General features: G+C 62.6%; 17 protein-coding genes. 16 read left to right on the top strand and 1 reads right to left on the bottom strand.

The genetic code is table 11. The annotated features are described in order from the left end of the window. Positions 1 to 55: 55 nt before the first annotated feature. Positions 56 to 970: a LysR substrate-binding domain-containing protein gene (locus tag OVA00_RS05880; protein WP_034805874.1), complete on the bottom strand. Its 915-nt coding sequence runs from the start codon at positions 968 to 970 to the stop codon at positions 56 to 58. 300 nt (positions 971 to 1270) lie between these two features. Here OVA00_RS05880 and OVA00_RS05885 point away from each other — a divergent pair, with 300 nt between their 5' ends. From OVA00_RS05885 to OVA00_RS05960, 16 genes are all read left to right on the top strand, one after another. Next, positions 1271 to 2377: an extracellular solute-binding protein gene (locus tag OVA00_RS05885; protein WP_034805879.1), complete on the top strand. Its 1107-nt coding sequence runs from the start codon at positions 1271 to 1273 to the stop codon at positions 2375 to 2377. A gap of 167 nt (positions 2378 to 2544) precedes the next feature. Beyond that, positions 2545 to 3477 (top strand): ABC transporter permease, encoded by a 933-nt coding sequence (locus OVA00_RS05890; RefSeq protein ID WP_034805882.1) that lies wholly within the window; start codon positions 2545 to 2547, stop codon positions 3475 to 3477. Beyond that, complete coding sequence (locus tag OVA00_RS05895; RefSeq protein ID WP_034805885.1) at positions 3477 to 4271, top strand: ABC transporter permease; 795 nt, start codon at positions 3477 to 3479, stop codon at positions 4269 to 4271. The genes OVA00_RS05890 and OVA00_RS05895 overlap by 1 nt, the downstream gene beginning before the upstream one ends. Beyond that, on the top strand, positions 4271 to 5353 hold the full coding sequence (locus OVA00_RS05900; protein ID WP_113079291.1) for an ABC transporter ATP-binding protein: 1083 nt from the start codon (positions 4271 to 4273) through the stop codon (positions 5351 to 5353). Before OVA00_RS05895 ends, OVA00_RS05900 begins: the two co-directional genes overlap by 1 nt. A 69-nt stretch (positions 5354 to 5422) precedes the next feature. Further along, complete coding sequence (locus tag OVA00_RS05905; protein ID WP_268088338.1) at positions 5423 to 6532, top strand: NAD/NADP-dependent octopine/nopaline dehydrogenase family protein; 1110 nt, start codon at positions 5423 to 5425, stop codon at positions 6530 to 6532. Beyond that, a complete protein-coding gene (locus OVA00_RS05910) occupies positions 6533 to 7720 on the top strand; it encodes a glycine C-acetyltransferase (RefSeq protein ID WP_268088339.1) in 1188 nt (395 codons plus the stop codon). A gap of 11 nt (positions 7721 to 7731) precedes the next feature. Next, a complete protein-coding gene (tdh, locus tag OVA00_RS05915; RefSeq protein WP_060611193.1) occupies positions 7732 to 8766 on the top strand; it encodes an L-threonine 3-dehydrogenase in 1035 nt (344 codons plus the stop codon). Positions 8767 to 8894: 128 nt separating this feature from the next. Next, positions 8895 to 9890: a LysR family transcriptional regulator gene (locus tag OVA00_RS05920; protein ID WP_268088340.1), complete on the top strand. Its 996-nt coding sequence runs from the start codon at positions 8895 to 8897 to the stop codon at positions 9888 to 9890. A 63-nt stretch (positions 9891 to 9953) separates the two neighbouring features. Beyond that, positions 9954 to 11054 (top strand): extracellular solute-binding protein, encoded by a 1101-nt coding sequence (locus tag OVA00_RS05925; RefSeq protein ID WP_060584579.1) that lies wholly within the window; start codon positions 9954 to 9956, stop codon positions 11052 to 11054. Positions 11055 to 11132: 78 nt separating this feature from the next. After that, complete coding sequence (locus OVA00_RS05930; protein WP_060529775.1) at positions 11133 to 12113, top strand: ABC transporter permease; 981 nt, start codon at positions 11133 to 11135, stop codon at positions 12111 to 12113. Between the two features lie 9 nt (positions 12114 to 12122). After that, positions 12123 to 12914 carry an ABC transporter permease gene (locus tag OVA00_RS05935; protein ID WP_060584577.1) on the top strand — a complete coding sequence of 264 codons (792 nt, stop codon included), beginning with the start codon at positions 12123 to 12125 and terminating at the stop codon, positions 12912 to 12914. 5 nt (positions 12915 to 12919) lie between these two features. Further along, positions 12920 to 13990, top strand: coding sequence for an ABC transporter ATP-binding protein (locus tag OVA00_RS05940; RefSeq protein WP_034801840.1), 1071 nt, complete (start codon positions 12920 to 12922; stop codon positions 13988 to 13990). Between the two features lie 13 nt (positions 13991 to 14003). Further along, positions 14004 to 15473 (top strand): NAD(P)-binding domain-containing protein, encoded by a 1470-nt coding sequence (locus OVA00_RS05945; protein WP_268088341.1) that lies wholly within the window; start codon positions 14004 to 14006, stop codon positions 15471 to 15473. Between the two features lie 31 nt (positions 15474 to 15504). Continuing rightward, complete coding sequence (locus OVA00_RS05950) at positions 15505 to 16005, top strand: CMD domain-containing protein (protein ID WP_060520885.1); 501 nt, start codon at positions 15505 to 15507, stop codon at positions 16003 to 16005. Between the two features lies 1 nt (position 16006). Beyond that, entirely contained in the window at positions 16007 to 16585 is a 579-nt protein-coding gene (locus OVA00_RS05955) for a peroxidase-related enzyme (RefSeq protein WP_043614924.1), read from the top strand. Then, the gene (locus tag OVA00_RS05960) at positions 16586 to 17932 is read left to right on the top strand and encodes an MATE family efflux transporter (protein ID WP_060520886.1); all 1347 of its coding nucleotides are present in this window, start codon (positions 16586 to 16588) and stop codon (positions 17930 to 17932) included. Positions 17933 to 17946: the final 14 nt, after the last annotated feature.

Raw genomic sequence — 17946 nt, forward strand, 5'->3', positions numbered from 1 at the left:
GGCTGTGGAGCGGGGCTTGTAAAGCCGCGAATTCCGACGCGCCGCCGACAGGGCCTCAGTTCGCTTCCATCGCCAGCCGCATATCCTGCACCGTGGCGCGGGTCGCCTCGACATAGGCGTCGACCAGGTGGCGGTTTCTCGTTTCGCGGAGCCAGCAGAGGCTGAGATCCGACGCAATGCTGGGGAGAAACGGCTTGATTGTCAGCCGGTCGCGCTGGCCAAAGGCGAACACCGGATCGACGATGGCGATCCCCAGTCCGTTGGCGACCATTTCGCATACCGCCGGCGCAAGGGTCGCATCCATGATGTAGTTCAACCGCGTGCCATAGACATCGAGCGTGCTTTCGATCTTTTGCCGGATGCGGTTGTCCGCTGCAAAGCCGATATAGGGCTCGCCGTGGATATCGGCGGGCACGATCTCCTGTTTCGCAGCGAAGCGATGGTCGCGCGGCGCAATGCAGACGAGGTCTCCGCCGCGCAAGGGAACGCACTCGATATAGGGGTTGTCCGTATTGCGGTTGATGAGGCCGATATCGACCTGCTTGGATAGCAGCCATTCGACGATGAACTGCGAACTGCGGATCACCACCGAGATGTAGGCGTCGCCATGCCCGGCAAGAAAGCGCTTGTTGGTGTCGCTGATGAAGAGGCCGGAAAGCGCCGGCATCACACCGACCGAGATCTGCCCCAGTTCCTCGCGCCGGATCAGGTCGACGGCGCGCTCGATCTGCTTGATGCCGGCGAAGACACGATCGATCTCCTTGTAGAGCCGCATGCCATGCTCCGAAGGAATGAGCCGCCCCTTGATGCGGTCGAAGAGTTCAAGCTCCGTATCTTCTTCCAGATGCGCCAGGAGCTTGCTCACGGCAGGTTGCGAGATATGCAGCACTTCCGCGGCACGGCTGACCGTGCCGCATTCGATCACGGCTTTAAGAGCCTCGATTTGTCGCAGGTTCGGTGCGCGCTTCATTTCATAACTTCATTCGGGGCAAACTTGCCCATACCCTAGCTTTGCGCGCGGAGGTTGACAATCCGGCCGACCAAGACCCCCGCAAAATATCGCCGTTTGCCGTGCCGGCTTAAATTCTGGGCTATAACCTTTTGGAATGGATGCAGGCTCAAAAACAATTAGACGGACCAAATTTGCTGCGCCAATCTTTATGCAGGCTGCAACTGGATCGATCCGGCTGCGCGATCGGCGACGGGATCAGAAGCGCGTATGCGCGCTCTGGCGCCATCAAGTCACGCTGGGAGGCGAGAGGAGAAACAAATGATTATCGGGCAGAAGATCAATCGCAGGAACGCGCTCAAGCTGTTGGGGGCAGGCGGTGCAACGGTGCTCACCGCGCCTTACCTCATCCGGTCGGCGCGTGCTGAGAGCTCGGTTCTCAACATCACCACCTATGACAAGTTCCTGCCGCAGGATTTCATCGAGCAGTTCCAGAAGGACACAGGCATCGAGGTTCGCATCCGCCTGACCGACGACCAGGGCAAGCAGTACAACCTGCTGACGGCGGAAGGCGCAAACCCGACCACGGACATCGTGACGGTCGCCGGCCACCGCTACGGCCAGTTCATCGGCTCCAAGCTGGTGCAGGCGCTGGATACGGCAAAGCTGCGTAATTGGGCGAACCTCAACCCCGCCTATCAGGACGCCGCCTGGGCGCGCTTCGAGGGCAACCTTTGGGGATTGCCGATCCTTGCCGGCTACGAAGGCCTCGTGCGCAACACCGACTACGTGTCGGAGGCCGACAGCTGGGGCATCATGTTCGACGAGAAGTACGAAGGCCTGACCGCCTATATGGCGGGCGACTTCATGTCGATCACCATGAAGTATCTGGGCCATGACGGCGACTTCGTCACCTACACCGACAAGGTCGAGGAGGCCCAGAAGGCCGCCAGCCAAGCGCGCGACCACCTGATCAAGCACAAGCACATGGTTCGCAAATACTACGATGCGGCCAGCGAAGTGCAGCAGATGTTCATCAACGAGGACATCCATCTGGCGCAGGCCTGGTCGGGCCCGGCTGCCAAGCTGATCATGGACGGCGTGCCGGTCAAGCTCTCCGTGCCGAAGGAAGGCACCTACGGCTTCTGCTACACGCTGAACATCGTCAACAACGCGCCGAACGCCGAGAACGCCTACAAGCTGTTCGACGCGATCCTGGCGAACCCCGAGGTCGGGGCTGCGATGACCCGCACCTCCGGCTTCAGCTCGACGATATCGGGTGTCGACAAGCTGCTCGACGAGAGGGAGCGGCTGGCATCGACCCTGCCGCAGGACGAGCTCGAGCGCGTCACGTTCTTCAGCTCGCTCAACCGCTCGATGAAGAACGAGATCATCGATCGCGCCGTCGCCGAACTGAAAGCGGCCTAAGCAATCGCATTGCGATGACTGACTGACTGACCTCGCCGTGGCGGCGGGGTCAGAACGGTGACGCATTTTCTGCCAACGCCCGTCGGGTCGCGGACAAGCTTTGGGATAATTCAATGGCCGTGGGAACACATACGGCAGGTGGCGGTCTCCCCGTCCGTGCTGCGCACATGAAATACTCGACCGGTGTCGCGAGGGTGATCAACTCACTGCTCTATCGCTACACCCTGGGCGCCGTTGCCGAGTGGCGATACGGACGCATCCTGCTTTTGGCCGGCGTGCCGGTCGTCTGGATGCTGATGATGCATATCGGCCCCATCTACGAGATGCTGCGCATCAGCCTCCTGTCCAGCTATCCGCCGCAGCCGGGCGTCGAGGCCGAATTCACGTTCGACAACTACGCGCTCTTCTTCAGCGAAAAGCTCTACTGGATGCCGCTGCTGCGCAGCTTCATCTATGCCTCCATCGCAACCGCCGTCACCCTGGTCGTGGTCTATCCGGTCGCCTATTACGTGGCGAAGGTGGTTGCGACCGGCAACAGGTCACGGGCGCTGCTCCTGCTCTTGGCCCCGTTCTGGGCGGGTGAAATCATCCGTATCTTCTCGGTCATCATGCTTCTCGCCAATCGCGGTGCCGTTAACGTGCTGCTCAGGGAAATCGGGCTGACCGAGCGTCCGATCCAGATGCTCTACACCTCGTTTTCGATCAGCTTCGGCCTCGTCTACATGGTCTGCCTTTACATGCTGCTGCCGCTCTATTCGGCGATCGAGAAGATCCCGAAGTCGCTGCTCGATGCCTCGGCGGATCTCGGGGCAGGGCCGTTCACGCGCTTCCGCCGCATCATCCTGCCGCTTTCGCGCGACGGCATCGTGTCGGGATGCTCGCTGGTCTTCCTCACCTGCATGGGCGTGTTTGCCGCTCCCATTCTGCTCGGCGGGCCGACCACCAGCATGTTCTCCGAAACGATCAGCAGTTTCTTCCACGGCGCCAGCAGCCGTTGGCCGGCCGGTGCCGCCTTCGCGATGATCATGCTTGCCGCATCCCTCGTCACCGTCGGTCTGTTCATGCGGGTCGTCGGCGGCTCGAAGCAAAGGACATTCTGATGCGCGCCCTGTTTCACGATTGGCCCGGGCTGGCCCTCAAGTCCTTCTACTGGCTGTTTGTCCTGTACCTGTTTCTGCCGTTGTCGCTGATGGTGGCGGTCAGCTTCAAGGATGCGAGCTTCATTTCGTTTCCGCTCGGAAACCTGACGATCGACTGGTACGCCAAGGTCATAAAGGACAAGCAGTTCCTGGACGCCTGCCTCTACACAATCATGATCGCCGCGGCGACGACGGCCATTGCAACGGTGATCGGTGTCTGGATCGCGATGCTGATCGGGTCGCTGCGCGGGGCCGCTCAATACGTGGCCTTTGCGGTGGCCTGCCTGCCGGCCGTGGTGCCGGGCATGATCTCGGCGATTTCGCTGCGCATCTTCATCACCACCATCGACCTGCCGACGGGCACGGTCGCCATCATCCTCGGCCACGTCGTCCACGCCGTGCCTTTCGTGGTGGTCATGGTGCTGACGCGGCTGCGCTCGATGCCGGGAAATCTGGTCGATGCCGCGCGCGATCTCGGTGCCGACAGTATCGTAACCTTCTTCCGAGTCACGCTTCCCTATCTGGGACCGGCCATCTTCGGCGGCATGATCTTCTGCCTGCTGCTGTCGAGCGACGACTTCGTCCGCACCTTCTTCCTCGGCGGCTATCGCCCGACGCTGCCGATGCTGATCTTCGCCCGGGTGCAGTCCGGCATGTCTCCGGAGATCAACGTCATGGCGACGCTCGTCCTGGTCGTGACCGCCGTGGTCGGGCTCTACGCAGAATATCTCACACGTCGTTCGAGGATCCGCTGATGCAACCGGTTGTTCAGTTCGAAAATATCCGCAAGAGCTTCGGCAGCTTTGTCGCCGTCGATAATCTCAATCTCAACATCGAGCGCGGCAAGTTCGTCACCCTGCTCGGCCCCTCCGGCTGCGGCAAGTCGACAACGCTGCGCATGCTGGGCGGGTTCGAAACGCCGACCGAGGGCCGCATCCTGCTCTCCGGCCGCGACGTGACAAAGGTTCCGCCGAACCGGCGCAACGTCAACATCGTGTTCCAGGATTACGCGCTGTTCCCGCACATGTCGGTCGCGAAGAACATCGCCTTCGGCCTGGAGTTGAAGGGCGTCGACAACCGCCAGATCCAGAGGCGCGTATCGGAGCTTCTGGAGCTCGTGCAGCTGCAGGATTTTGCCGGCCGCCTTCCGTCCGAGCTGTCGGGCGGCCAGCGCCAGCGCGTCGCGCTGATGCGCGCCTTGGCGCCCGATCCCGACGTTCTGCTTCTGGACGAGCCGCTTTCCGCCCTCGACGCCAAGCTTCGCCAGACGATGCAGATCGAGCTCAAGGCGATCCAGGAACAGACCGGCAAGACCTTCATGTTCGTGACCCACGACCAGGAAGAGGCGCTCACCATGTCGGATACGATCGTGGTCATGAACAATGGCCGGATCGAGCAGATGGGCGATCCGGCGACCCTCTACAAGCGCCCCGGCTCCGCCTTCGTGGCGACCTTCCTCGGCGAAACCAACCTGTTGCATTCCGACGTCGTCGGTACTGACGCCGGCGAAGCGGCGGTGCGGTGGAACGGCATGACGATCAAGGCGTCCGCCGGCGCGCTCTCGCCCAAGGCCGGCGACGCGATCTACGTCGTCCTGCGGCCGGAAGCGATCCAATGCTCGGCGCAGGAACCGGGTGTCGCCAACCGGATCCGTGGACGGATCCGCCAGCGCGTTTTCAAAGGCAACCACACATCGCTCAAGGTCGAGATCGGCGAGGGGCATCTGCTCAACGCACTCGTCCATCCAAGCGAGGTGGAAGGCTTGAGCCGCGACGACATCTGGGTCGGCTGGTCGTCCGAAGCGACGACGCTCATCCCCGCCCGCAACGCGGCTTAGCCGCAACACCCTCGACGGCGGGCGCCCAGCTGCGCCCGCTACCCGATATCAATGAAAGTGGAAAACGACATGCGTGTAGGTATCGCAGGTGCTGGCTCTATTGCCTTCGGCACCGCTGCACTTCTTGAAAAACTGGGACACAAGGCAACGCTCTGGTCGCCGTCCGGCACCGGGACTGTGGCACTTGCCGACGGAAAGAGCCTGACGGCCGAGGGTGCCATCGAAGGCACCTTCCTTCCGGCCGTTGCCGAGAGTGCGGAAGATCTCGTCCACGATACCGATGCGATCCTCATCGCGCTGCCGGCCTATGGTCACCGCTTCGTGCTGGACGCAATCGCGCCGCATCTGACCGCTGGACAAGTGGTGATTTTCAGCTCGCACACCTCGTTCGGAGCGCTTTATCTCTCGTCGCTTCTGGCAGCACGCGGCATCACCTTGCCGATCGTTGCCTGGGGCACGACGATCGTCAGCGGCCGGAAGCTCGGCCCTGCGCTGGTGCAGGTGAACACCATCCGCAAGCAGGTCGACCTCGCGACCGTTCCGGCATCGGAAAGTGCGCGCGGCCATGCGGTTTGCACGGCGCTCTTCGGCGAACATTTTGTCGATCGCGGCAGCCTTCTGGCGATCGCGCTTTCAAACCTCAATCCGCAAAACCACCTCGGGATCGCGCTCGGCAACATGTCGCGCATGGAACGCGGCGAGACCTGGGTCCAGGCCCAGAACGTCACCCCCAATATCGGTCGTCTCCTGGAGACACTCGACCTCGAACGCCTGGCTGTCGCCGAGAAGCTGCAGCTGAAGGTACGCGACATTTTTCAGCATTTCCACCTGTCGTTCCATGTGCCGGTCAGCACGATCTCGCGGATGAACCAGGAAATGCATGAGGCCGGACATAACGGCACGGGTCCTGCGACGGCGGACAGCCGCTATGTAACAGAGGATGTCCCCTTCGGTCTGGTCGTGACGGCGCAGCTCGCGCGCCTTGCCGGATGCCCGGCAGACCTGCACGAGGCCGGTATCCGCATCTTCTCGGCCATGTACGGCCGAGACTTCGAAGGCGAGAACGACCTCCTTCCGGAACTGGGCCTCGAGCGACTGGATCTCGAAGGTCTCGATGCCCTGTGCCGCACCGGCTTCCCGCCTGTCGTCGATGTCGATCGAGCCGAGGGACGTGCCTGAATGAGCGATCGCTTCCTCACCCATCTCCGTTCAGAACTCGAGGGCCTGAAGACGGCCGGGTTGTACAAGTCGGAGCGTGTGATCACCTCGAAGCAGGCGGGTGAGATCAAGGTCGCCTCGGGCGAGCGGGTGCTCAACTTCTGCGCCAACAACTATCTCGGCCTTGCCGACAACGCGGAACTGGCCGAGGCCGGCAAACAGGCGCTCGACCGCTACGGTTACGGCATGGCCTCGGTGCGCTTCATCTGCGGCACGCAGGAGGAGCATAAACAGCTGGAGGCACGCATTTCGTCCTTCCTCGGGCTGGAAGACACCATCCTCTATTCCTCCTGTTTCGATGCCAATGGCGGCCTGTTCGAGACGCTGCTCGGCGAGGAAGACGCGATCATCTCCGATGCGCTCAACCACGCCTCGATCATCGACGGCGTGCGGCTGTCGAAGGCGAAGCGCTTCCGCTATGCCAACAACGACATGGCGGCGCTGGAGGAGGAGTTGAAGAAGGCCGAAGGCAGCCGCTTCAAGCTGATCGCCACGGACGGCGTGTTCTCGATGGACGGCATCATCGCCAATCTCGGTGGCGTTTGCGACCTCGCCGACAAATATGGCGCCATGGTCATGGTCGACGACAGCCATGCGGTCGGCTTCGTCGGGAAGAATGGCCGTGGCTCGGCCGAACATTGTGGCGTCGAGGGCCGGATCGACATCATCACCGGCACGCTCGGCAAGGCGCTCGGCGGTGCCTCGGGCGGCTACACCTCGGCCAAGGCCGAAGTCGTCGACTGGCTCAGGCAGCGCTCGCGGCCCTATCTGTTTTCCAACACCCTGGCGCCGGTGATTGCCGCCGCCTCGCTGAAGGTGTTCGACCTGATCGACAACGGCGATGCCTTGCGCGAGCGGCTCTATGCCAATGCGGCGCTGTTTCGCACCGAGATGACCAGGCTCGGCTTCACGCTGGCCGGCAAGGGCCATCCGATCATCCCGGTGATGCTCGGTGATGCCGCACTCGCCCAGGAGATGGCGGCGCGCATGCTGAAGAAGGGCGTCTATGTCATCGGCTTCTCCTTCCCGGTGGTGCCGAAGGGCCAGGCGCGCATCCGCACGCAGATGTCGGCAGCGCATAGTGAAGCGGACGTCCGGCGGGCAATCGCCGCCTTCGAAGAGGTCGGCCGCGACCTCGGCGTGATCTGAGGGAGAGACTGATGACGAACATGATGAAGGCGCTGGTGAAGTCGAAGCCGGAAGAGGGCCTCTGGATGGAGCGCGTGCCGGTGCCGGAGATCGGCCCGAACGACGTGCTGATCAAGGTGAAGAAATCGGCGATCTGCGGCACCGACGTGCACATCTGGAACTGGGACCAGTGGGCGCAAAAAACCATTCCGGTGCCGATGGTCGTCGGCCACGAGTTCATGGGCGAGATCGCCGAGGTCGGATCGGCCGTCACCAAGTACCATGTCGGCGAGCGGGTCTCGGGCGAGGGGCATATCGTCTGCGGCAAGTGCCGCAACTGCCGGGCCGGCCGCGGGCATCTGTGCCGCAACACGCTCGGCGTCGGCGTCAACCGGCCGGGCTCGTTCGGCGAGTTCGTCTGCCTGCCGGAGTATAACGTCGTGCCGATCCCGGAGGATGTGCCCGACGAGATCGCGGCGATCTTCGATCCGTTCGGCAATGCGGTGCACACAGCACTCTCCTTCGATCTCGTCGGCGAGGACGTTCTCGTCACCGGCGCCGGTCCGATCGGCATCATGGGGGCGCTGGTCGCCAAGCGTTCGGGCGCGCGCAAGGTGGTGATCACCGACATCAACCCGACGCGGCTGGCGCTCGCCAAAAGCGTCGGCATCGACCATGTCGTCGATGCCTCGAAGGAAAACCTTGCCGACGTGATGAAGGCGATCGGCATGACCGAAGGTTTTGACGTCGGGCTGGAAATGTCGGGCGCGGCCCCTGCCTTCCGCGACATGATCGACAAGATGAACAATGGCGGCAAGATCGCCATCCTCGGCATCGCACCGGCCGGCTTCGAGATCGACTGGAACAAGGTGATCTTCAAGATGCTCAACCTCAAGGGCATCTATGGCCGCGAGATGTTCGAGACCTGGTACAAGATGATCGCCTTCGTGCAGGGCGGGCTCGACCTTGCCCCCGTCATCACCCACCGCATCAAGATCGACGAGTTCCGCGACGGCTTTCAGGCCATGCGCTCCGGCAATTCCGGAAAGGTCGTCATGGACTGGTAAGGCCGCAAGAGCGGGCCTGATCCGGCCCGGTCGAGCCCACCCGAGAAAAATTGTCTTTTGTCACTAGAACTAAGAATGCGTTTTATGCACTATTGATCGTCCACCATGCAGGGAGCGCATGATAGCCGATGGAAGTACGCGATCTCGAGGCCTTTCTCGCCGTTATGTCGACGGGCAGCATCACAGGTGCCGCCCGCCTGCTCGACCGCTCGCAGTCGCAGGTGACGCGCCTGATCCAGGACCTGGAGACGTCGCTCGGCTTTGCGCTGTTCGAGCGGAATGGCCCGAGGATCGCGCCGACCGACAAGGGCATTGCCTTCCATGAGGATGCCGAGCGTTTCGTCAGCGGCATCGGGCACCTGCGCAATCGCGCCAAGGCAATCGCCGGCAAGGAACCCGAGCCGATCGAGATCGCCGCAACGCCGGCCTTTGCCAGCGGCATCATCCCGATCGCACTTGCCGAACTGCCGGAGCATCTGCTGCCCCACACGATCAATCTGCGCAGCATGCCGGCCGAGGCCGCCGTGCAGTCGGTGTTTGCGCGGACGGCGGATTTCTGCGTGACGTCGCTGCCGGCCGATCAGCCCGGCCTGGACGTTCAGGGTTTTTTCGAAGGGCGCTGCGTCGCCGCGGTTGCGCCGCACGATCCGCTGGCTGCGAAAGACGTGATCTCGATCGCCGATCTGGCCGGGCGCACGCTGGTCACCATGTCCAATCCGTTTCGGCTGCGCCATAGCGTTGATGAAGCGCTCAATGCGGCCGGCGTGCGGCCCAATCGCATTATCGCGACCAACGCGGCCAATAACGCCGTGCAGGTCGCATCGCTCGGCCTTGGCGTGGCGATCATCGAGCCGGCGACGGCCTACGGTCTGCAATCGGCGCCCATCGTCATTCGGCCTCTCGATGTCGAGATCCCCTTCCTATGGGCGATCCTGTCAGCCGGCTCGCGCCCGCTCTCGGCCGGCGTTCGGGAACTCATTCAACGGATAGCGCGGATCGCTTCGGAGCGGATGCCGGATCTGACAGTGCATGATCCCAAGCAGATGGCGCGTATCGCCGAAAGGAGCTTTGCCGGCAGGAACGCCGGCAATGGTGCGCTGCCGGACAACCCGGCGGCGAAATAAAGGGGAGCAAAAAGCTCTGAACGCCCACACGAGAATTGAGCCTGCCAAAATGAGGAGAACGAGATGAACAATTTTGATGTCACCCGCCGATCGGCAATGAAGCTGTTGGCGGCCGGCGCCGGTGTGCTCGCAGCGCCTTCGATCATCCGCCCGGCCTTCGCACAGAGCAAGGTCGTCAACATCACGACCTATGACAAGTTCGTACCGCAGTCCTTCATCGATCAGTTCCAGAAGGATACCGGCATCGAGGTGCGAATCCGGCTGACCGACGACCAGGGAAAGCAGTACAACCTTTTGACCGCCGAAGGGGCTGCACCTTCCACCGACATCGTCACCGTGACCGGCCACCGCCTGTCGCAGTTCATGAAATCGAATCTGCTCTCGTCGCTCGACACCGCGCGCCTGAAGAACTGGGGCAAGCTCGCCGCCGCCTACAAGGGCGCGCCGCAACTGACCGTCGACGGCAAGACCTTCGGCGTGCCGCTGCTTGCCGGCTTCGAGGGCCTGGTGCGCAACACCGAATACGCCAAGGCTTCCGACAGCTGGGCGATCATGTTCGATGACGAGAACAAGAACCTGACGTCCTACATCGTCAGCGACTTCCTCTCGATCGTCATGCGCTACCAGGGCAACGACGGCGACTATGTGACCTACGGCGACAAGCCCGAAGTCGCACAGGCCGCAACGAACCAGGCCCGCGATTTCCTCATCCAGCACAAGGACAAGGTGCGCAAGTACTACGATGCCGGCTCCGAGCTGCAGCAGATGTTGGTCAACGAGGACATCTACCTGGCGCAGGCCTGGTCCGGTCCGGCCGCCAAGCTCATCATGGACGGCCATCCGATCGAGATTTCGGTGCCGAAGGAAGGGACATTCGGCTTCCTCTACTCCTTCAACATCGTCAACAACGCGCCGAACGCGGACGCGGCCTACACCTTCCTCGACGCCATCCTGTCCTCGCCGGAGATTGGTGCTGCGATGACCCGCCAGTCCGGCTTCTCGTCGGCCTTCGACGGCGTCGACAAGGTGCTGGACGAGAAGGAGCGTGCCGCGCTGTCGCTGCCGCCCGAGCAGGTCGAACGCATCCAGTTCTTCAGCTCCGTCAACCGCGACATGAAGAACGAGATGATCGACAAGGCAACGGCCGAGATCAAGTCGGCCTGACCTATCAAAATCCGGGCGATCGGCTGAGGCCGGTCGCCCGTCATAAAATGGACTCTTCCAGAGCCGGGAACAAAGACAATGCTGGATACGACAACACAACCGCCATCCGTCGGTTTGTCGACGGTGCCGCGCTATGCCGGATGGATCGGCAAGGCGGCACGTTCGGGGCTTTATCGCCATACGATCGGCCTGCTCGTCGAAAGCCGGCGCGTGCGTCTCGCCGTGCTGGCAGGCGTGCCGCTTTTCTGGATCGCCATGTTGCATATCGGGCCGATCCTGCAGATGGCCAATATCAGCCTACTTGCCAACTATCCGCCGCAGCCGGACAAGAGCAGCGAATACACGCTGGCCAACTACGCGCTGTTCTTCTCCGATCGGCTCTATTTCCTGCCCTTTGTCCGCAGCCTGATCTTTGCCGCCGTGGTCACGATCTCGACACTGGTGATCGTCTATCCCGTGGCCTACTACGTCGCAAAGATTGTGCAGCCGAAGAACCGGATGCGGGCCCTGTTGCTGCTGCTCATCCCCTTCTGGGCCGGTGAGCTGATCCGCACCTTCTCGGTCATCATGCTGCTCGCCAACCGCGGGGCGCTGAACGTGCTCTTGCGGGAATTCGGCTTCATCGACCGGCCGATCCCGATGCTCTACACCTTCTTTTCGCTGAGCTTCGGCGTCATCTATCTGTTGGCGCTCTACATGCTCCTGCCGCTCTATTCGGCGATCGAGAAGATCCCGACGCCGCTGATCCAGGCGGCAGCCGATCTTGGGGCTGGGCCGTGGCAGCGGTTTCGCCGGGTCATCCTGCCGCTATCGAAGGACGGCATCGTCTCGGGCTGCAGCCTCGTCTACCTGACGGCTGTCGGTGTCTTCGCTGCGCCGCTGCTGCTTGGCGGCCCGAATTCAGTGATTTTCCCTGAAGTTATCGCGACGCTGTTTCACGGCTCAAACGACAAATGGCCGGAAGGTGCTGCCTTCTCGATGATCATGCTTGTCGTGTCCTTGACGACCGTCGGGCTCTTCATGCGGGTCGTCGGCGGTCGCTCCGTCCGGCTGATGTGAGGGCGAACGATGCGAACCTATTTCAACGACCTTCCGAAAACCGCGCTCGGTGCTTCCTACTGGATCTTTGCCGTCTATCTGGTCCTGCCGCTGGCGCTGATGACGGCGATGAGCTTCAAGGACGCGAACTTTATCGCCTTCCCGATCGGCAACTGGACGCTGTCCTGGTACGGCAAGGTGATCCAGGACAAGCAGTTCCTCGAAGCCTCGCTCTATTCGATCGGCATTGCGCTCGCGACCACCGTTTCGGCGACGATCATCGGCGTCTGGATCGCACTTCTCGTTTCGGCGGAAAACATCTGGGGCAAGGCAGTGATCTTCGCGCTCGCCTGTCTTCCGGCCGTGGTGCCGGGGCTGATCAACGCGATCTCGATGCGCATCTTCATCCGCGCCGTCGACATTCCGACCGGAACCTTCGCGATCATCCTTGCGCATACGGTTCATGCCGTGCCCTTCGTCGTCATCATGGTTCTGACCCGGCTGCGGTCGATGCCGGCCAATCTGGTGGATGCGGCGCGCGATCTCGGCGCCGATCCCTTCATCGCCTTCCTGCGCGTCACCATCCCCTATCTGATGCCGGCGCTCTTCGGCGGCATGATCTTCTGCGTGTTGACCAGCATCGACGACTTCGTCCGCACCTTCTTCCTCGGCGGCTACCAGCCGACCCTGCCCATGCTGATCTTCGCCAAGGTGCAAGGTGGTATGTCGCCGGAAATCAACGCCATGGCGACCATCGTGCTCGTCGTCACCACCGCCATCGGCCTTTATGCCGAGCATTTCACCCGCCGATCGAGGAGCTGACGCAAATGCAGCCTGTCGTCCATTTCAAGAACGTCAACAAGTCCTATGGGGCGCTGACCGCCGTCGATGATCTCGATCTTGCGATCGCGCCCGGCCAGTTCGTCACGCTGCTTGGCCCATCCGGCTGCGGCAAGTCGACGACGCTGCGCATGCTCGGTGGCTTCGACAGCCCGACGTCGGGGGAAATCTACCTCGAGGGCAAGCCGATCTCGCACCTGCCGCCGAACAAGCGCAACGTCAACATCGTCTTCCAGGACTACGCGCTCTTTCCGCATTTGACGGTCGGCCGCAACATCGCCTTCGGCCTGGAATTGAAGGGCATGGAGAGCGCCGCGATCCACAGACGGGTCAGCGATCTCCTCGCCCTCGTCTCCCTTCAGGATCACGCCGAACGCATGCCGGCACAGCTTTCCGGCGGACAGCGCCAGCGCGTGGCGCTGATGCGGGCGCTGGCTCCGGATCCGAACGTGCTTCTGCTCGACGAGCCGCTGTCGGCGCTCGACGCGAAGCTGCGCCAGCAGATGCAGATCGAGCTGAAGTCGATCCAAAAGAAGACCGGCAAGACCTTCATCTTCGTCACCCACGACCAGGAGGAAGCGCTCACCATGTCCGACGTCATCGTCGTGATGAACAAGGGCAGGATCGAGCAGATGGGAGGACCGGACGAGCTCTACGCCCGGCCACGCAGCCGCTTCGTTGCAAACTTTATCGGCCAGAGCAATTTCCTCGAAGGCACGGTTGCTTCGGTCTCCGGCGAGATCGCTGCCGTCGAGTGGCGCGGCAACATCGTGCATGCGGATGTGAACGGCACCTCGCCGATACCGGGAGACCACGCCACCGTGGCGCTGCGACCGGAGGCGGTTTTCTGCCTGTCGCGCAAGCCGGAAGACCGGCCGTCGCTCAAAGGGCGCATCGATCAGCGCGTCTTCAAGGGGGCTCACACGTCGCTGACCGTCAAGCTCGACAACGGCAGCACGCTCGAGGCGCAGATCGATCCGGTGGCGCTTTCGCACATCGAAGGGGACGACGTCTGGGTGGGGTGGCGCGACCGCGATGCCGTCCTTTTGGCGAAGTGAAGGGAGATCTGGGATGACCGACAGTCAAAAGCAGCAACGGCTTGCCGCGCTCAATGCGCGGGTAAGACAGGACCTGAGCTACCTCAACTATCCGCCGGCCAACTGGTCGAAGCCGGTGACGACTGCGGCGGGCGATGACGTCAGCGATGTGATCGTGATCGGCGGCGGCATGTGCGGGCTCGTTGCCTGGCATGCCTTGACGCGTGCCGGCATTGCCAATCTGCGCATCGTCGACCGCGCTCCGAAGGGTTTCGAGGGCCCTTGGGTCACCTATGCGCGCATGGAGACGCTGCGCTCGCCGAAGATCCTCCTCGGCCCGGCACTGGGCGTTGCGTCACTCAGCTTCCGCGCCTGGTTCACGGCGCTTCATGGTGAAGCGGAATGGGAGGAGCTGTTTCGCATCCCGCGGCCGATGTGGATGGATTACCTGCGCTGGTATCGCGATGTCATGGACATTCCGGTCGAAAACGACACGCATGTCACCCGCGTCGTGCCGCGCCCCGATGGACTGCTGGAACTTGAAATCGCCGGCGGCGCAAAACCTGCGATCATCACCCGCAAGCTGGTGATGGCGACGGGCCGCGATGGGCTCGGCGAGCCGACCATTCCGGATTTCGTCAAGGGCATGGAGCGGCACAAGTCCTGGGTGCACTCGGCCGACGAGATCGACTTCGATCGCCTGAAGGGCAAGCGGGTCGTCGTCATCGGTGTCGGGGCTTCGGCGGTCGACAATGCCGCAGAGGCACTGGAGCAGGGAGCCGGGGAAGTCCGCCTTCTCGCCCGCCGCAAGGAAATGCCGACGGTCAACAAGCTGATGGGCATCGGCTCTTATGGTGTGACCGCAGGCTTTGCCGAGATCTCGCCGGAATGGCGTTGGCGGCTGATGGACTATGCGGCCAAGCAGCAGACGCCGGCACCACACAATTCGACGCTGCGCGTCAGCCGGCACCCGAACGCCTACTTCCATTTCGACTGCGGCATCCGGTCGATGAGGGAAGAGGGCAGCGAGGTCGTTATCACCACGACGAACGGCCGCATCTTCCGCACCGACTTCGTCATCCTCGGCACTGGGTTCTCGATCGATCCGCTGAGCCGCAGTGAGCTTGCCCCCTATCAGGACCAGATCGCCTGCTGGGATGACCGATACGCGCCGCCACCGGGCGAAGAGAACCCCGGGCTCGGGCGCTTCCCCTGGCTGAGCGGAGACTTCTCCTTCACCGAGAAGGAGCCGGGAACAGCCCCCTGGCTGAAGGACATCCATTGCTTCAACTACGGCGCCTCCGTCAGCGTCGGCAAGGTCAGCGGCGACATCCCCGCCATCAGCGAGGGTGCGCTCTGGTTGGCGCGCGGGGTCGCGGCCTCGCTCTTCATTCGGGACGTCGACTACCATTGGGAAGCGCTAATCGCCTACGAAAAGCCGGAGCTCGACGGGACCGAATGGGTGGATGCCGACGCGCCGACGCCGGCGCAGAAGACGGCCTGAACCTCCCGCGTTTCAGATGACAGGAAAACCAATGACTTCTCCATCGACAACTGACGTAATTGACACCGTGCTCGGGCTCGATCGCTTTCCCGACCTGCAGGCGCTGCGCGAACAGCGGGCGAAGCTGAAGCAGTTGAGCCAGACGAGCTATCAGGCCGCCCTTCGCCCTGCCGATCCGCGCAACTTCTCCTATGCGCTCCGAGCAGCCCTTGCTGCGCGCATGGCGGCACTCTGGAAGTCGCAGGAGCTCTCCGCGCATTTCCGGGCGCTGCTCGAACGCGAGGACGAGGGCTCCGCGTTGGCGTCGATTGCCGATCCTGGCAACGGCATCGAAGACCCCCGCCTTCAGGCGATCCTCGCCCATGTCGATCTCGTCACGCTTTCGCCGAAGGAGGCGACGCGCACCAACATCGAAAAGCTCGCCGCCGCAGGTCTCGACGACCGGGACATCGTCACGCTCGCCGGCCTCATCGCCTTCGTGAACTATCAGGTGCTGGTTACGGCCGGCCTCAAGATGCTGAGGGACAACTGAGATGTCGCAAGCCGTGCACGAATTCACCGTCGAAGCGCTCGACTGGAAGCCCTATGTCAAGCCGGTCGATGTCGAGACCGCCACACCCGAACAGCTCGACGCGCTGAAGATCACGCCGTCCAACAAGAAGATTTCGGACTATGTGCTGGTTCTCGCCAACGAGCCGGAAACCTTGAAGGAGCGCACGCCGCTCTTCAACGACATCATGTATAGCGAGGGCGGGCTGTCGCGCGGTGGCCGGGAGATCGGCGCGCTTGCCGCATCCTTCGTCAACCGCTGCATCTATTGCGCCTCGGTTCATGCGGCGCGCTACATCCAGCTCGAAAAGCGGCCGGAGGTGGTGGACGAGATCTATGGCAGCGGCCTTGACGCGAACCTGCCGGAATTCGAGCAGGCGCTGTTCAATTTCGGCGTCGACCTGACGGCGCATCCCGACAATGTCGGCGCCTACCAGTTCTACCATCTGCGCGAGATCGGCCTCGACGACCTGCAGATCCTCGACCTTATCCACGCGGTTGCAATCTTCGGCTGGGCCAATCGGCTGATGCATACGCTCGGCGAACCACACCGGCTGGATTGAGTGAAACACGCTTCCGATCACGCTGCGGTCACGGTCCGTCCCTTCGACATCGCGCATCGCGACGTGCTTCGCATTGCGTTGCCGATGATGATCGCCTATCTGTCGAGCCCGCTTGTCGGGCTCGTCGCAACCGGCGTCATCGGCCAGTTGCGCGACGAGACCCTGATCGGCGGCGTGGCGCTTTCGACCGTCATCTTCGACGTCATCTTCGTCACCTTCAACTTCCTGCGCGGCGCGACCACGGGTTTTACGGCCCAGGCGCTCGGCGCCGGTGACCGGCGTGAAGAGCAGCGCATGCTCGCAAGCGGCCTCATCATCGCGATCGTGGCGGGGCTGGCACTGCTTTTGCTTCAAAAGCCGATCGGCGCACTTGGCCTTGCCGCCATGGGCGCGGAAGGCAAGGTCGCCGAAGCGGCCGCCACCTATTTCGCCTGGCGGGTCTGGTCGGCGCCCTTCGTCCTCTTCAATTTCGTGGTTTTCGGCTGGATCATCGGGCGTGGCGATGCGCTCTGGGGCATGATCCTGCAAACTCTGCTCAATGCGCTGAACGCCGGCTTGAGCGTGCACTGGGTCCTCGGTCTCGGCTGGGGCGTGGCGGGCGTTGCTGCCGCCTCTCTCGTTGCCGAAGCCGTCACGGCACTGGCGGGGCTCTACCTCATCTGGGCAAAGACCGACCGGACCGCGTGGAACCTTCCGGATTTGACGGCCTTCCGCCGCGCCTTTTCGGTCAATGGCGACATGATGATCCGCTCCTTCGCGCTTCTGATCGGGCTTTCCTTCTTCACCCGCCAAAGCGGCATGCTCGGCATCGAAGTCCTTGCGGCCAATACGATCCTGCTGCGCTTCTACTTCTTCGGCGTCGCCTTTCTCGACGGGGTGGCAACGGCAGCCGAGCAACTGGCCGGACGAGCCGTCGGCGCACGCTACCGGCCAGCCTTCGATCGCGCCGTCGGATTGACCACAATATGGGGCTTCGTCTTTGCCGGGCTTGTCGCGCTCTGTCTCTTTGTGGCCGGCGACTGGGTGATCGGCATCACCGCCCCGTCGGAAAGCGTGTCAGCACTTGCACACGCGTACCTGCCCTATGTCGCCGCCCTTCCGATCTTCGGTATCGTCGCCTTCCAGATGGATGGCGTCTATATCGGCGCCACCTGGTCGCGGCAGATGCGAAATCTGATGGTCGCCTCGCTGGTGATCTACTTTACCGCCTGGGCGATCCTGCAGCCGGTCTTCGGCAATGACGGACTGTGGATCGCGCTGATCCTGTTCCAAAGCGCCCGCAGCGTCGCCTTCCGGCTCATGCTGCCGCGGCTGGCCGACCGCACATTTTCGACCGTGCGCCAATGACCGGGCCCTGACGT

The sequence above is a fragment of the Ensifer sp. SL37 genome, from assembly GCF_026672675.1.
Lineage (GTDB): Bacteria > Pseudomonadota > Alphaproteobacteria > Rhizobiales > Rhizobiaceae > Ensifer > Ensifer adhaerens.

What these genes read in the sequence shown, in the direction of transcription:
- OVA00_RS05905 (WP_268088338.1), top strand. Translation starts at nt 5,423, where the DNA reads ATGCGTGTAGGTATCGCAGGTGCTGGCTCTATTGCCTTCGGCACCGCT.
- OVA00_RS05925 (WP_060584579.1), top strand. Translation starts at nt 9,954, where the DNA reads ATGAACAATTTTGATGTCACCCGCCGATCGGCAATGAAGCTGTTGGCG.
- OVA00_RS05955 (WP_043614924.1), top strand. Translation starts at nt 16,007, where the DNA reads ATGTCGCAAGCCGTGCACGAATTCACCGTCGAAGCGCTCGACTGGAAG.
- OVA00_RS05885 (WP_034805879.1), top strand. Translation starts at nt 1,271, where the DNA reads ATGATTATCGGGCAGAAGATCAATCGCAGGAACGCGCTCAAGCTGTTG.
- OVA00_RS05940 (WP_034801840.1), top strand. Translation starts at nt 12,920, where the DNA reads ATGCAGCCTGTCGTCCATTTCAAGAACGTCAACAAGTCCTATGGGGCG.
- OVA00_RS05890 (WP_034805882.1), top strand. Translation starts at nt 2,545, where the DNA reads ATGAAATACTCGACCGGTGTCGCGAGGGTGATCAACTCACTGCTCTAT.
- OVA00_RS05880 (WP_034805874.1), bottom strand. Translation starts at nt 970, where the DNA reads ATGAAGCGCGCACCGAACCTGCGACAAATCGAGGCTCTTAAAGCCGTG.
- OVA00_RS05895 (WP_034805885.1), top strand. Translation starts at nt 3,477, where the DNA reads ATGCGCGCCCTGTTTCACGATTGGCCCGGGCTGGCCCTCAAGTCCTTC.
- OVA00_RS05930 (WP_060529775.1), top strand. Translation starts at nt 11,133, where the DNA reads ATGCTGGATACGACAACACAACCGCCATCCGTCGGTTTGTCGACGGTG.
- OVA00_RS05950 (WP_060520885.1), top strand. Translation starts at nt 15,505, where the DNA reads ATGACTTCTCCATCGACAACTGACGTAATTGACACCGTGCTCGGGCTC.
- OVA00_RS05935 (WP_060584577.1), top strand. Translation starts at nt 12,123, where the DNA reads ATGCGAACCTATTTCAACGACCTTCCGAAAACCGCGCTCGGTGCTTCC.
- OVA00_RS05920 (WP_268088340.1), top strand. Translation starts at nt 8,895, where the DNA reads ATGGAAGTACGCGATCTCGAGGCCTTTCTCGCCGTTATGTCGACGGGC.
- OVA00_RS05945 (WP_268088341.1), top strand. Translation starts at nt 14,004, where the DNA reads ATGACCGACAGTCAAAAGCAGCAACGGCTTGCCGCGCTCAATGCGCGG.
- OVA00_RS05900 (WP_113079291.1), top strand. Translation starts at nt 4,271, where the DNA reads ATGCAACCGGTTGTTCAGTTCGAAAATATCCGCAAGAGCTTCGGCAGC.
- tdh (WP_060611193.1), top strand. Translation starts at nt 7,732, where the DNA reads ATGACGAACATGATGAAGGCGCTGGTGAAGTCGAAGCCGGAAGAGGGC.
- OVA00_RS05910 (WP_268088339.1), top strand. Translation starts at nt 6,533, where the DNA reads ATGAGCGATCGCTTCCTCACCCATCTCCGTTCAGAACTCGAGGGCCTG.